Origin of the sequence: Marinitoga hydrogenitolerans DSM 16785, from assembly GCF_900129175.1 — a bacterium.
Classification (GTDB): domain Bacteria; phylum Thermotogota; class Thermotogae; order Petrotogales; family Petrotogaceae; genus Marinitoga; species Marinitoga hydrogenitolerans.
This window is the reverse complement of the sequence record NZ_FQUI01000011.1, coordinates 39201-54344: the sequence shown is the minus strand read 5'-3', so window position 1 is coordinate 54344 and position 15144 is coordinate 39201. Positions and strand designations below refer to the sequence as shown.

Annotated in this window: 16 protein-coding genes; 8 read left to right on the top strand and 8 right to left on the bottom strand. The window is 27.1% G+C overall.

All coding sequences use genetic code 11. From position 1 onward, the window contains the following. Positions 1-105: 105 nt before the first annotated feature. Both BUA62_RS04715 and BUA62_RS11825 read right to left on the bottom strand, forming a co-directional pair. Complete coding sequence (locus tag BUA62_RS04715) at positions 106-390, bottom strand: YkvA family protein (protein ID WP_159429495.1); 285 nt, start codon at positions 388-390, stop codon at positions 106-108. 100 nt (positions 391-490) lie between these two features. Then, a complete protein-coding gene (locus BUA62_RS11825) occupies positions 491-625 on the bottom strand; it encodes a hypothetical protein (RefSeq protein WP_268776004.1) in 135 nt (44 codons plus the stop codon). 194 nt (positions 626-819) lie between these two features. Between BUA62_RS11825 and BUA62_RS04710 the strand changes: the two genes are divergently transcribed. The 7 genes from BUA62_RS04710 to BUA62_RS04680 all read left to right on the top strand — a co-directional run bounded on the left by BUA62_RS04710 (position 820) and on the right by BUA62_RS04680 (position 7215). After that, a complete protein-coding gene (locus BUA62_RS04710) occupies positions 820-2412 on the top strand; it encodes a bifunctional aspartate carbamoyltransferase catalytic subunit/aspartate carbamoyltransferase regulatory subunit (RefSeq protein WP_072863965.1) in 1593 nt (530 codons plus the stop codon). 8 nt (positions 2413-2420) lie between these two features. Next, entirely contained in the window at positions 2421-3614 is a 1194-nt protein-coding gene (locus BUA62_RS04705; RefSeq protein WP_072863963.1) for a dihydroorotase, read from the top strand. Continuing rightward, positions 3611-4315, top strand: coding sequence for an iron-sulfur cluster-binding protein (locus BUA62_RS04700; RefSeq protein ID WP_072863961.1), 705 nt, complete (start codon positions 3611-3613; stop codon positions 4313-4315). The genes BUA62_RS04705 and BUA62_RS04700 overlap by 4 nt, the downstream gene beginning before the upstream one ends. Next, entirely contained in the window at positions 4309-5208 is a 900-nt protein-coding gene (locus tag BUA62_RS04695) for a dihydroorotate dehydrogenase (RefSeq protein ID WP_072863959.1), read from the top strand. The genes BUA62_RS04700 and BUA62_RS04695 overlap by 7 nt, the downstream gene beginning before the upstream one ends. Then, on the top strand, positions 5201-5956 hold the full coding sequence (gene pyrF, locus BUA62_RS04690; RefSeq protein ID WP_072863957.1) for an orotidine-5'-phosphate decarboxylase: 756 nt from the start codon (positions 5201-5203) through the stop codon (positions 5954-5956). The genes BUA62_RS04695 and pyrF overlap by 8 nt, the downstream gene beginning before the upstream one ends. A 1-nt stretch (position 5957) precedes the next feature. After that, positions 5958-6518 (top strand): orotate phosphoribosyltransferase, encoded by a 561-nt coding sequence (gene pyrE / locus BUA62_RS04685; RefSeq protein ID WP_072863955.1) that lies wholly within the window; start codon positions 5958-5960, stop codon positions 6516-6518. Positions 6519-6876: 358 nt separating this feature from the next. Further along, positions 6877-7215: a chorismate mutase gene (locus tag BUA62_RS04680; protein ID WP_072863952.1), complete on the top strand. Its 339-nt coding sequence runs from the start codon at positions 6877-6879 to the stop codon at positions 7213-7215. A 1-nt stretch (position 7216) separates the two neighbouring features. On the opposite strand, the gene BUA62_RS04675 is transcribed toward BUA62_RS04680, so the two are convergent. The 6 genes from BUA62_RS04675 to BUA62_RS04650 all read right to left on the bottom strand — a co-directional run bounded on the left by BUA62_RS04675 (position 7217) and on the right by BUA62_RS04650 (position 13025). After that, the gene (locus BUA62_RS04675) at positions 7217-8200 is read right to left on the bottom strand and encodes a LacI family DNA-binding transcriptional regulator (protein WP_084670701.1); all 984 of its coding nucleotides are present in this window, start codon (positions 8198-8200) and stop codon (positions 7217-7219) included. Between the two features lie 47 nt (positions 8201-8247). Next, the gene (locus BUA62_RS04670; protein WP_407656626.1) at positions 8248-9084 is read right to left on the bottom strand and encodes a D-ribose ABC transporter substrate-binding protein; all 837 of its coding nucleotides are present in this window, start codon (positions 9082-9084) and stop codon (positions 8248-8250) included. 47 nt (positions 9085-9131) lie between these two features. Beyond that, positions 9132-10058: an ABC transporter permease gene (locus tag BUA62_RS04665; RefSeq protein ID WP_072863946.1), complete on the bottom strand. Its 927-nt coding sequence runs from the start codon at positions 10056-10058 to the stop codon at positions 9132-9134. Further along, complete coding sequence (locus tag BUA62_RS04660) at positions 10058-11536, bottom strand: sugar ABC transporter ATP-binding protein (RefSeq protein ID WP_072863944.1); 1479 nt, start codon at positions 11534-11536, stop codon at positions 10058-10060. The genes BUA62_RS04665 and BUA62_RS04660 overlap by 1 nt, the downstream gene beginning before the upstream one ends. Next, entirely contained in the window at positions 11536-11916 is a 381-nt protein-coding gene (gene rbsD, locus BUA62_RS04655) for a D-ribose pyranase (RefSeq protein WP_072863941.1), read from the bottom strand. Before rbsD ends, BUA62_RS04660 begins: the two co-directional genes overlap by 1 nt. Positions 11917-12083: 167 nt before the next feature. Further along, positions 12084-13025, bottom strand: a complete 942-nt coding sequence (locus BUA62_RS04650; RefSeq protein ID WP_072863940.1) for a PD-(D/E)XK nuclease family protein — start codon at positions 13023-13025, stop codon at positions 12084-12086. Between the two features lie 122 nt (positions 13026-13147). On the opposite strand from BUA62_RS04650, the gene BUA62_RS04645 reads away from it, so the two are divergent. Further along, a complete protein-coding gene (locus BUA62_RS04645; protein WP_072863938.1) occupies positions 13148-15106 on the top strand; it encodes an IGHMBP2 family helicase in 1959 nt (652 codons plus the stop codon). Positions 15107-15144: the final 38 nt, after the last annotated feature.

Here is a 15144-nt window from a genome sequence, read left to right as displayed (position 1 = left end):
AGTCGGTAGAGCACTGGACTGAAAATCCAGGTGTCGACAGTTCGATTCTGTCCCTGGCCACCACGAAAAATCCCCGATTCTTTCGGGGATTTTTTTGTTTTATTATTATTTATTATATTTTCCTTTTAAAATTTTTGAAATCAATTTAGATATATTTTTAGAATTTAATTTTTCATAATTACTTTTTAAAAATTCTATTATTTCAGAAATATTATTTAATGTTTTTATATCTCCTTTCCAATAAGCATATATTTTTTCTTTAGGTAATTCATTTAATATTATGTTTAAAAAATACAAACCTATATATAGGTCGTCTATATATCCAATAGGGCCAAGCAATGCTTCTGGAATTATGTCTAATGGCAGTATAATATAAGATAAAATTAACATGATTTTTCCTTTATATGTTATATCAATTTCATTATCTTTCATTAAATTTATAAACAAATAAAACAAGTTTGGTAATAAAAGCAAATATTCTTTAAATTTATTATCCTTTCCATCCTTTTTTGTCCATTGAATTATTTTTTTTTAATTTTATATAAAATTTTTCTTTTTCTTCGATATTTGAGTTTTCTATATTTTCTTTAATAAACTTACTTTCATCAAATTTATATTCTTCCATTTTTCTCACCTTTTTTGTTTTTTATAATTATACTTTTTCTTTTTAAATTTGTCAAATATATCTAAATATACTAATGTACTGCAATTTCACTCTATATATTGTGTTGTTAAAAATATTGTTACTTTTTCTTAATTGATTTTCTTTTAATTTTTGTGTATGATTCTCGAGAATGAATTTTTTGGGAGGTGGGTAAATTGGAAAATTTAGTATCTACAAAAAATGATTTTTTAGGTCGTTCGCTTAGTGTTATTAACGATTTTAGTGTTGATGAACAATTATTTTTATACAATCATACTAAGCGTTTGAAATTGAAATGGTTAAACAAAGAAGATTTATCTGAATTTAAGATTAATAAAAATGTTAGTATTTATATTGTTTTTATTGAGCCAAGTACAAGAACTAAAGAATCCTTCATTAATGCTGCAAAATTCCACGAAAAAGCTAAAGTTACTATCTTCGATTCTAATCACTCCTCGTTTAACAAGAAAGAAAGTTATGTTGATACATTTAATATGCTTACTGGTTATAGCGACTACTCCATTTTTATTGTAAGATCTAAACTTGAAGGAACATGTAAACTACTTTCTGAATCTGTTGGAAAATTTGCTGTTAGAAACAACCTTCCTATTCCCTCTTTTATCAACGCTGGTGACGGTAAACACGAACACCCTACACAAGAACTCCTTGACGAATTTACTTTCCTTGAAAAAAATAATTTTGATAATTCTTTCATTCATATTGCTCTTGTTGGTGATTTATTACACGGCAGAACTGTTCATTCAAAGGTTAATGGTTTAAAAATTTTTAAAAATGTCAAGGTTGATCTTATAGCTCCTGAAGAAATATCTTTGCCTTCTTATTATGTTGAAAAAATGAAAAATAATGGATTTGAAGTTAGATTATTTAGTTCTATTGAAAATTATTTAAAACAAAAAGATATAGCAAAAATATGGTATTTCACACGACTTCAATTAGAAAGAATGGGTGAAGATATTTTAGAAAAAGAATTTATTTTAAGAAAAGCTGTCACCTTCAAAAAAGACTTCCTTCAATTACTTCCACAAGATATTAAATTCTATCATCCTCTTCCAAGGCACAAAATTTATCCTACTATTCCTACATTTTTAGACAATCTACCTTTAAACGGATGGGAGAAACAAGCTATTAATGGTTATTGGACAAGAATCATTTTATTATCAATGTTTGGTGGTGCTTTAAATGCTGATTTTGATATCAATAATCTAAAACATGAAGAAAAAAATGAATTTGTTATCAATGCACCTATAATCAATGGAACAAAAGGAGTACAAAAAGAAGGAAAAAGAGGAATTAAACCAATAGAAAATGGAACAGTTATAGATCATATTGCTAAAGGTAAAACTTCGGATGAAATTTATTCTACTATTATGAAAATAAGAAAAATAATGAAATTGTACGATATAGATAGTGCAGACGGAATTTTTAAATCAGAAGATGGGAATTTAAAAGGATACATAAGCTTACCTGATAGATATCTTTCAAAAAAGGAAATTAAAAAACTTTCTGCAATCTCCCCTAATATAACTGTAAATATTATTAAAAATTCAAGAGTTACTGAAAAGTATAGAATTAAACTCCCACCAAAAGTATATGGTTTTGAAGAACTAAGATGCAAAAATGAAAATTGTATTACCAATCCTATCCATGGTGAAAACGTTAAGGGTTCTTTTATTAAAAATGAATATGGACAGCTTGTATGTGAATATTGCGAAACACCTCATAATTATGATGAAATCTGGAATATTTAGGTGAGAATATGAGTATATTAATAAAAAACGCAAATGTCATTTCGCATTCTACAAAAGGTACATACAATGTATACATCAAAGATAATATTATATATGAGATTTCAAGAAATAAAAAAAAGGCAGATATTATTATTGACGCTAATGGATTAACATTAATTCCGGGAATTATCGATATGCACACACATTTAAGAGAACCTGGTTTTGAGTATAAAGAAGCAATAAAAACAGGGTTAAGCGCCGCTGTCCATGGCGGCGTTACTACAATAGGAGTTATGCCAAATACTAATCCAGCAATGGATAATTTAGAAATAATAAAATTTGTTGAAAATAAAGCAAAAAAAGTGAAATTAGGAAAGGTAATTCCTATTCCAACTATCACAAAAAAAAGAAAAGGCGAAGAGTTAAATAATTTAATGTTTTTTTTTAATAACGGTTATAGATTTTTCTCAGATGATGGAAATCCTGTATGGAATGATGAGTTAATGCTAAATGCACTGAATATTGTAAAAAAATTTAATGGAGTTATTATTAATCACTGTGAAGATAAACGTTTTTTAAATATTCCTCTTTTTGAATCACTTATGGTTGCAAGAGATATGGAAATATCAAAATTTACAAAAGGGCATGTTCATATCGCTCATATTTCAACGGGCAATAGTATTGATTTGATAAAATATGCAAAAATTAATAATTTAAATGTGAGTTGTGAGATTACATTTCATCACTTACTTTTAAACAATTATGAAAAAGACCCTTTTAAAAAAATTAATCCTCCATTACCTGATGTTGAAACACAAAGATATTTAATTGAAAATATTGATTATATAGATATGATAGTTAGCGATCATGCCCCTCATTCACTAGATGAAAAAAATAAATCTTTTGATGAAGCGTTAAATGGGATATCTGGATTGGATATATTTTTTCCGGCAATAGTTGAAATTCATAATAAGTATAGAATAGATTTAGATTATTTAATAGAAAAAATTACATACAATTCTGCAAAAGTTTTTTCATTAAAAAATATTGGGGACATTAAAGAAGGGTATAATGCTGATCTTGTTTTGGTTGATACTGAAAAAAAATGGAATGGAAAAATTTTTTCAAAAGGAAAAAATTTACCCTATAAAGATTTACAAGGAAGAGTTTTTTATACTATTGTTGATGGTGAAATTAAATATAGTGAGGTGAAGTTATTATGAAAGCTGTAGTGAAAAATATAGAAACCACAAAGAATTATATTTTATTAACTGTTGAAACGGAAAAGGAATTAAAAATAGAACCTGGTCAGTTCGTCATGTTAAAATTAAAACATTATGATTTTGGAAAACCTTTTTCCGTGACTTATCAAGAAGGAAAAATTATAAAATTTTTAATTGCAGTTGTAGGTGAAATGACAAAAGAAATGTTGAAATTGAAAACAAATGAGGAAATTGCTATTAGGGGTGCTTATGGAATTCCGTTTATAGAAAAAATTGATCAAAATAAAAAATATGTATTACTTGGTGGAGACTGTGGTTCAGCACCTTTAATTCATTTCTCAGAAAAATATCCACATCTTGTTAAAGAAAAAATATACGGATTTGCAACTTCAGAAATTAAGAAAATACTTAATGTAGAAGGGTTACATATAGATAAAGAAAGCAACATGAATTTATTAGAGAAAGCTAATACTATAAATATTAGTAGTGATGATGCTTTCTTAATATGTGGCAGTATGGATATGATTAAAACAGTAAAAAATTATTTTAAAAACAATAAAATTTATGCTTCGTTAGAAGCAAGAATGGCATGTGGTATTGGAATTTGTAAGGGTTGCCCCATAAAAACCACAGAAGGAATTAAAATGATATGTAAAGATGGTCCTATTTTCGATTTAAGTGAGGTGGAATTAGAATGGTAGAGGTATGTGGTGTTAAATTTAAAAATCCTATTATTATTGCATCTGGACCAGGTGGAAATGGTAAGGAGTTAGCAAAATATATTGATTTAAATAAACTTGGTGGATTCACTGCAAAAACTGTTACTCCTGATGAAAAAGAAGGAAATCCTCCACCAAGAATTGTTAATGTAAAATCCGGAATAATTAATTCTATAGGATTACAAAATCCGGGAATAGAGAAATTTATTAAAAATGATTTACCTTTTTTAGAAAATTTAGACACTAATGTTATTTTAAGTATTGGAGGAGATAAAAAATCTGATTATATAAAATTAATTGAAAGCCTTAATAATTCATCGGCTGCTTTTTTTGAATTAAATCTTTCATGTCCAAATGTAGGAAAAAATGGAATCCCGCTTGGAATTGATGAAATTGCAATTCTTGATCTGGTAAAAGAAGCAAAGAAAATATCGAAAAAACCTATTTTTATAAAACTTGGAGTTGAAACTTTTCTAGAAGATTTAGTTGAAGCTGCTGTAAAAGGTGGTGCAGACGGTGTAACTTTAATTAATTCACCAAAAGGTTTGAAAATAGATATAAATAAAAAGAAACCTATTTTAAAAAAGGGGGTTGGTGGTTTTAGCGGTCCTGCTATAAAACCCATTGCACTTGCAACAATATTCAGAATAAGAAAAAAATTTAAAAAATTGACTATTATTGGTATGGGTGGTGTATTTAGCTATGAAGATGCTATTGAGTTTATAATGGCTGGAGCTAATCTTGTTGGGGTTGGGTCAGGAGTTATGGCTGATCCTGAGATACCCATAAAAATTATTGATGACTTAGATAAATATTTTAAAAGAGTAAATTATGAAGATATTTTATCTTGCGCTGTGGAGGGTTTTTATGTTTGATAAATATATTGAAAGAAAAAATGATGTGAATTCAGTATTATTAGTAGGTCTTGATAGTGATATTAATAGAATTGATGGTGATATTTTAGATTTTAATAAAAAAATTATAGATGAAACTTTTGATCTTGTTTGTGGTTATAAGATAAATATTGCCTTTTATGAAAAATTGGGTCCAAAAGGATTAGAAATTCTTGAAAAAACTATAGAATATATTAAATATAATCCAGATATTCCTATTATATTAGATGCTAAAAGAGGAGATATTGGAAATACTGCAAAAGCTTATGCTGAATATTATTTTGAAAAATTAAAAATTGATTCTTTAACTATAAATCCGCTTATGGGAATAGACACTTTAGAACCATATTTGGAATATAATAATTCCCATGTGTTTGCTCTTGCTTTGACATCTAATAAAGGGGCTTATGATTTTGAAATTCCTGGAGAATTGTATTTGAAAATTGCAAAAAAAATGAATGAATTAAATAAAAAACATAGAAATAAAATAGGTATAGTTGTTGGTGCAACAAATGCTAAATTCATTAAAGAAATAACTGCTGTTACAGATAATATGCTATTTTTAATCCCTGGTATAGGTTCACAAGGTGGAAGCATTGAAGCGTTATTTAATAATCTCAATGGATATGATAATATTGTTATTAATGTTTCAAGAGCTATTATTTTTGATGAAAATCCTAGAAAAAAGGTTATAGAATTTAATAACGTTATTAACAAATGGAGGGAATGATATGGACATAGAAAATCTTTTAAAGAAAACTAAAGCTATTTTAAACGGTCATTTTTTATTATCTTCTGGTCTTCATTCTGATACTTATATCCAATGTGCTCAAGTATTAAAATATCCAAAATATGCTGAAATTTTAGGCAATTTGTTATCAGAAAAATTCAATGAAAAACCTGATTATATTGTTTCTCCTGCACTTGGTGGATTAATTATAGGATACGAGGTTGCAAGAGCATTTAATGTTCCTTTCTTATTTACAGAAAGAAATAAAGAAGGTAAAATGGAATTAAGAAGAAATTTTTATATTGAAGAAAATAAAAAAGTTATAATTATTGAAGATGTGATAACTACTGGAAAATCAACCCTGGAAGTGGTTGAATCTATTAAAGATTTTAAACCAAATATTTTAGGATTTGGTTGTATTGTTAATAGAAGCAAAAAAGAATTTTTAAATGAATATCCTATTAAATCATTAATTGAAATAAATGCTAAAACTTTTACATCTAATGAATGCCCTATGTGCAAAAACAATATAAAACTCGTAAAACCTGGAAGTAGAAAATAAAACAAACATCTAATTTTTAGTTTTATTCAAAAAAATTATTTACACAAACTTTTACACATTACCAATAAAAAAGCTCCCTATTAATTATGGGAGCTTTTTGAAATCATAGAAAGTATTCCCATATTGGTAATTTTTTCATTAGGTTACCTCCAAATTTTTCTCTTGACTTAATTATAGCATATATAAAGCATCTACAATCCATTCTCCTTCTGAAATTGAAAATGTTAAAATTGAAAAAATTAAAAATATAAATACCATTTGGATTTTTTTCATAAATATCCCTCCCATCATCATGATTTAATTCCTCTTATATGCTATAATATTACTATATAATAAATATTCATATTAGAGGTGGAATATGTTAGGCATTAGAGGGGCAACTTCAATAGAAAAAAATGAAATAGAACATATAAAAAAACGCTCTATTGAATTATATAATAAAATTTTGGAAAAAAATGATATTCAAAATATTGTTACAATACTTTGCTCTGTAACTCCGGATATAACCGCATATAATCCTATTACCGCTATCAGAGAAGAATTCAAATTAGATAAGCTTCCTTTAATGACTTTTCAGGAAGCTATGTTTGAAGGTTCAAAAAAAGGAATTATTAGATTTTTGATTCTATGCGAAAGCAAAACACAAAATTTTGTGTTCTTACATGATGCAAAAAGCTTGAGAGAAGATTTATATTAATTTATTTTGTAGATTCTCTTATTATTAATTCTGGTTTTAATACTATTCCTTTTATTTTCTTTTGTTTCCCATTAATTATTTTTAACATTAATTCAGCAGCTTTGTATCCCATTTCATAAATAGGTTGTTTTACTGTTGTTAATGATGGTTTATAATGTTTGCTAAAAAGAATATCATCAAATCCTGTTACACTAACATCTTCTGGGATTTTTATTTTTCTTTCTTGAAGAGAATCTATAATACCATATGCAATCAAATCATTACCTCCAATTATAACTTCAGGTAATGATTTTATATTTTTTCCAAACTTATATCCTGCTTCGTAAGAAAAGTTTGTATATATATGATTATATTTTTTTATCTTTTTTTCTTTCATGAATTCTAAAAATGTTTCATATCTTATTCTAGCACTAAATGTATTTTGATTCCCATTTACAAAGTAAAAACTTCTTTTTCCACTATTATATAAATAATTTAACAATTCTAGAATTCCTGATTTGTTGTCACATATTACATAAGATGCATTTATTCCTTCTAAAATTCTATCAAGAAATACTATTTTAATGCCTTTTTCTATCAACTTTTCTAATACTGGATTATATGAACCTGTACCAGTAAAGATTATGCCATCTATATGTTTAGATATAAATGTGTTTATTATTTTTGTTTCCATTTCTAAATCTTGATCAGAATTACTTAACAAAAGGGTATACCCTTCTTTTTTTAGGTAGTCCTCAACTCCTTTTACAATATTCGGAAAAAAAGGATTTGTTATATCAGGTATTACAAATCCTATTGTTTTTGTTTTACCTTTTCTTAAGCTTTGGGCTATTATGTTAGGCTTATAATTTAATTTTTTGATAGCCTGTTCAACTTTGATTTTTAATTCTTCATTGACATAAGAACTGTTATTAATCACTCTTGATACAGTTGAAATAGAAACACCTGCTTCTTTAGCAACATCTCGAATACTAGCTCTTTTCATGATATTACTCCTTTCAAGAAAAATGGGGGAATATCCCCCATTACATATTATTTTACCACAAGTTTTAAATTTACAGGTATATAAATTGTCTGTGTTTCTAAATATTCAACAGCTTTTTTTACTGCCAATTCGCCCATTAATGATGGTTGCTGTGCAACTGTTGCAGCCATTTCCCCATTTTTAACAGCATTTACTGCATCAGGAATTGCATCGAACCCTACAACAACTATTTTTCCTAATTTCCCTTCTGATTTAATTGCTTCTATTGCACCTAAAGCCATTTCATCATTTTGTGCAAAAACTGCATCAATTTCAGGATATGCCTGTAATAAATTTTCCATTACTGATAACCCTTCAGCTCTATTAAAGTTTGCTGTTTGTTTTGCTATAAGTTTTAAACCTGGATATTTCTTTAATTCAGTTTCAAACCCTAAGCCTCTATCTCTTGCTGCTGATGTTCCAGGAATTCCTACTAATTCTACTACGTTTCCTTTACCGTTTAAAAGATCTGCGATATATTTTGCGGCCATTGCTCCACCTGCAACATTATCAGATGCAATGTGTAAAATAACTTTTCCGCCATTTGCAGCTCTATCTACTGTAATTACTGGTATTCCTGCATTGTTTGCTTCTTCAACAGCTGCGACTATGGCATCACTATCAGTTGGGTTAATGATAATTAAATCAACTCTTTGTTGTACAAGGTCTTCGATATCATTTAATTGTTTATATGGTTTATCTTGTGCATCAACAACAACTATATCTACACCCTGGTTAACTGCTTCTTGTAATGCACCATTTCTTAGTTCAACAAAAAATGGGTTGTTCAATGTTGAAAGAGATAACCCAATCTTAATACTAAACACGGATAAAGATAAAATCATAATAAATACTACCAACCATACTGCTCTTTTCATAACTACACCCCCTATTAATCTTCCCTTTCCAACAAAACTGCAATAAGAATTACTATACCTTTTACAGCTTGTTGATAAAAGGGAGATACATTTAATAAATTAAGACCATTATTTATTATTCCCATTATTAATGCTCCAAATATAGTACCAACAACACTTCCTTTTCCACCTGATAAACTTGCACCACCTAATACTACAGCAGCAATAGCATCTAATTCGTATCCAGTACCAAATGTTGGTTGGGCGCTATTAAGTCTTGCTGTTAAAAGCATGGCACTTACAGCTGATAAAACACCACTAATCATATATATAATTATCTTGTATTTTACAACTTTAACACCACTAAGTTTTGCAGCAGTTTCATTTCCGCCAATTGCATACGTATACAACCCCAACTTAGTATTTGAAGATATGAACCATATTAAAGCGAATGTTCCTAGCATTATTAGTATTGGGTATGGCATTCCAAATAAATATCCTCTTCCTATAATTCTAAATGTTGATGGAAATCCTGTAATCGGCATTCCTTGAGTATATACTAATGTTAAACTTCTTCCTATGGCCATAGTAGCCAATGTAACAATAAATGGTTGAATCCTTCCTTTTGCTATAATAAAGCCATTAACAAATCCCATTAATGCACCTACAACTAATGCTATAACAATTCCCAAAAACACAGAACCTGTTTTTAAAACAGAAGCCATTATAACTGCAGATAATGCAAAAATAGAACCAACGGATAAATCTATACCACCAGAAATTATAACCATTGTCATTCCAAAAGCCATTACTGCCTGAATTGACACCTGTCTAAAAACATTAATTATATTAGATACTGTAAGAAACCTATCGCTTAGAATGGAGAACAAAATAGAAATGCCTATGAATCCTACAATAGCTGGATATTCTTTCATCTTCTTTAAAATAATTTTTTTATCCATCAAATATCAACTCCAGTAGCTAATTTTAAAATATTTTCTTGTGTTATTTCATCACCTTCCAATATTCCCATATTTTTGCCTCTGTGCATAACTAAAACTCTATCGCATAAACTTACTATCTCAGGTAATTCTGAAGATACAAAAATTACTCCATTGCCATTATTTGCTAATCTATTAACAATGTTATATACTTCAACTTTTGCACCAACATCTATCCCTCTTGTAGGTTCTACTAAAAACACAACCTTAGGATCTCTTTTTAAAACTTTTGAAATAACGACCTTTTGTTGATTCCCACCTGATAAGTTACCTGTTTTTTGCTTATATGATGTTGCTTTTATTGAGTATTTTTTTATCTCTTCTTCTGCTATTTTATTTGCATTCTTCCAAAAAAGAATACCGTATTTTTCTACTAATTTTATATTTTGTAGAATAATATTTCTTACAATATCTAAATCTAAAACTAAACCCATACTTTTTCTATCTTCTGGAACTAATGCTATACCATAATCTAAAGCCTTATTTGGGTCTTTTATTTTTTTAATCTCTCTATTATTTATAATTAATTCATCCCACTTTGCTGGCATATAACCATATATCCCTAAAGGAATTTCAGATTTTCCTGATCCTACTAAACCTGCAATTCCAAATATCTCACCTTTTTTTACTTCAAAAGAAACATTCTTCACCAATTTTCCTATATTTAAATTTTTTATAGAAAATACTACTTCATCTTTAGTTTCATTATATTTTGGGAACATCTCTTTTATATTTCTTCCAACCATCATATTAATCAAATCTTCTTGAGAAAAATCTTTTACCAATCCACTCCCAATATACTTACCATCTCTTAAAACAGTGACTTTATCTGCTATTTCAAATACTTCTTCTAATCTATGCGAGATAAATATAATACCTATCCCTTGATTTTTTAACTCTTTTACAATTCTAAATAAATTATGGGTTTCATGTTCTGTAATAGAGGCGGTCGGTTCATCCATTATAATTATTTTTGATTTTAGGGATAATGATTTAGCTATCGCCACTAATTGCTTTTCTGAGGTATTTAATTCTTTTACTAATGATTCTGCTTTAATATTAAAATTATTTTTTGACAATATTTCCTGTGCTTTTTTTATTAATTGCTTTTTATTTATCAATGATTTTTGAATATTTCCAACGTATATATTCTCTGCAACTGTTAAATCTTCAAACAAATTTAATTCTTGATGTATTGTAGCAATGCCATTATTTATAGCCTCAGAAGGAGATGAAAAATTTATTTCTTTTCCATTATAATAAATTTTACCCTCATCTGCTTTATAGACTCCACCTATTATTTTTATCAAGGTACTTTTTCCTGCACCATTTTCTCCTAACAATGCATGAACTTCTCCAAAATCAAGTTCAAGATTAACTTTATCTAAAGCAAGTACTCCTGGAAATCGTTTTGTTATATTTTGTAATTTCAATAACATTAAAATATCACTCCTGAAACAAAAATAGCATTAAAATAAGGTTTTACTTCACCTGTTCTAACAACTGCTTTACTATTATTAGCAATTTTTTTAAGTTCTTCGTGAGATACTATTTCAATATTTTTATTTATTTTTTTCATCATAGATATGAATTCTTCACTTGATTCCTTGGCAATTATAATTTTTTCAATTGATAATTCTTTTAATATGCTTTTTACAACTTCTTCCAAGCTAGGAATTCCTTTGTCAACTACTAAATCAATTTTTTTTACGTTATTAGAAATTGGAAAACCCATATCTACAACTGCAATTTTATCCGTATGACCCATAGATGCAACAATTGAAGATATTTCGGAATTAAAAATACCTGTTTTTTTCATTTTAATTCACTCCCTTCAGAAAACGTTTTCGAAAACGTTTTCTGAAATAAGAATAACATATTTTACATATTATTCAAAATATGATAAACAATAGTTATAAATAATTAAAGAAGATTATTTTCATTTATACAAAAAATTTTCGTTATAGCCAATAAAACATTTATTAATCAAATATTTGTATTTATGAAACTTTCACTGTATTCTGGGCAGATTTCTTTAAAATTGCACCATTTGCAGTTATATTTTGAAGTTTTTGCAGGAAAGAATGCTTCTGATTTGGGGATATTTTTTTCTTTATCATCTAAATATTCTTCCATGACGGTTATTTTTTCTTCTATAAATTTTTCTACTTCTAATAATTCATTTTTGCCATATTTCCTTTTTTCAAATGTTCCTTCATATAAATATTCGTTAATAAGTGTAATCTTATTTAAATCAATATTATAATTTTTATATGCATATAATGCATATAATTTTAATTGAAATTCATCATCAGATGATTTTTTACCAGTTTTCCAATCAATAATATATATTTCATTGTTTTTTTCATACATTAAATCTACTATAGAATATATTTTATAATCTCTTATGAAAAAAGAAGGATAATTTTTTTCTTTATCTATTTCGATAATTTTTATTCCATTTTGCAAGTCTTTTAATGTATTAGAATTAAAGTAATTGTTAAGTAAGACGTTTGTTTTTTCTTTTATTTCTTTTCCTAACTTATCTTCAAATAGATTTCTGTTTTTATAGTAAACTGAATAAAACATGGTATAATTTTTAGGATCTAATTCCCATTCTTTTCTCAATTTGTATGAAGAATATACAGCTTTATTAAATTCTTTTCCTATATAATTAATAGCACTTTTTATATCTTTTATTTTTAAAGCTGTTATATTATTTGCTATATATTTGTGTATTAATGCTCCTAAAAATTGTTCTATTGTCGTTAGTTTGGTTAGCCTATATGCTTTTCTTGACCTTTCTGAAGCAGTTCTTTCCCAACCACCCCACATTAAAAATTTCGAATAATAATAAGCTCTTGGACATTTCATTAATGTTTTATATTTAGAAAATGACCATGATTTTTCCGGATATTTAGAAATCATAATTTCTCCTTTCAATACATTTTATATTTTAAATTATATACTATCAAAAGTCAAAATTCAAGAGTTGATTATATTATGAAAATGCTGTAAAATAAAAAAAGAAAGAGAATGAGGAGGTTACTATGAATTTTTTAGAAATTTTATATGAGGCCATTGAATTAGAAAAAGAAGCTGAAATAAAAGCCATGATTAATGAAATAAAGCAATATGGAAAAAATAGGGAAAAGATCGGTCGAGCTATAAATAACTTAAATGGCAAATATATTGTAAAAGAAATGGGAAGGCTTCATTTAATTAAATTTGGAAGGAAAGAATCTTTTAAAACCGATATATCAGTTGGAGATATTGTTTTAGTAAGCAAAGGAAACCCATTAAAAAGCGAGTTAACCGGTTCTGTTACGGAAATTGGAAATAAATATATTATAATAGCATTTTCAAATAATCCTCCTATATGGGTTCAAAAATCAAAAAATATAAGAATAGATTTATATTTAAATGAAATTACTTTCAAAAGAATGCAAAATGCTATTTTAAAATTACATTACGCTGAAGGTAAATTAAAAATATTAAAATCCATTATTTTAGGAAATAAAAAGCCAAAAATACCTAAAAAAATGAATTTAACCTTTTTTGATACAGCATTAAATAATTCTCAAAAAGAAGCTGTCAAAAAAGCATCAGGAAGTGAAGATGTTTTTTTAATTCATGGTCCACCAGGTACAGGAAAAACCAGAACATTAACTGAAGTAATATTACAGGAAATAAAATTAGGTAAAAAAGTTTTGGCGACAGCAGACTCAAATACTGCAACAGACAATTTGTTGTTTAATCTTGTTAAATATTCTCATATTAAAGTGTGCAGACTGGGGCATCCGACACGAATAGATACAAAATTAAAACAACATTCATTATTTTATCTCGTTGAAAATCACCATGAATATAAAAAGATTAATGAAATTAGAGAAAAAGCTATGAAATTATCTGAAGAAAGAGATAATTATATTAAACCCACACCACAATTTAGACGAGGATTAACTGATTCTCAAATAGAAAAATATGCTTTAAAAGAAAGAGGAACCAGAGGGATATTTCCAAAAGCTATGAAATCAATGTATAACTGGATCAAATTAAATAACGAAGTACAAGAATTATATAATAAAGCAAGAAGATTGGAAAACGATTTAATAAAAAAAATTATTTCGGAAAGTGATGTTATAGTTAGCACAAATAGTTCCGCTGGAATCGAGGAATTAGAAGAAATTAAATTTGATACAATTGTTATTGATGAAGGATCGCAAGCAACAGAGCCTTCATGTTATATTCCAATAGTTCACGGTAAAAAAATCATTATGGGTGGAGATCATAAACAGTTGCCTCCAACAATATTAAATAATAAAGCAAAGAAAGTTTTATCAAGAACCTTATTTGAAAAATTAATAAATCTATATCCGGAAAATTCATCTATATTAACAATTCAATATAGAATGAATGAGGCTATAATGCAATTTTCTAATAATAAGTTTTATAATGGTATATTGAAAAGTCATAAAACGGTAAAAAATAAAACTTTAAATATAAAAGCAAATTATTTTGAATATCCTTATAATGAAATTTTAGATAAAACACCTATCGTATTTGTTGATACTTCTTTAGTTCCTGAAAAATTTGAAGTAATGAAAAAAGGATCAACTTCAAAGTATAACCCTTTTGAAGCTAAAATTATTATAAGAATTGCAAATATATTAAATAATGAAAAGATTGATTTTGGAGTTATTTCACCATATAACGATCAGGTAAAATTTTTAAAAGAGAAAATCGAAGGAACTGTAAATACTGTTGATGGATTTCAAGGCAAAGAAAAAGATGTAATAATCTTTTCATTAACGAGAAGCAATGAAGAAGGTTTAATTGGTTTTTTAACTGATGAAAGGAGATTAAATGTTGCTATAACAAGAGCAAAAAGAAAATTAATAATAATTGGAAATATCAAAACTATTGAAAAATATACATTATTCAAAGAGTTTATTGAATATATTAAAACAAATGGAAAAATTATCACATTAATTAATTTGGACCATTAAAGTTATAATTTTTGAAATGAAATTGAAAAAGTTAATTT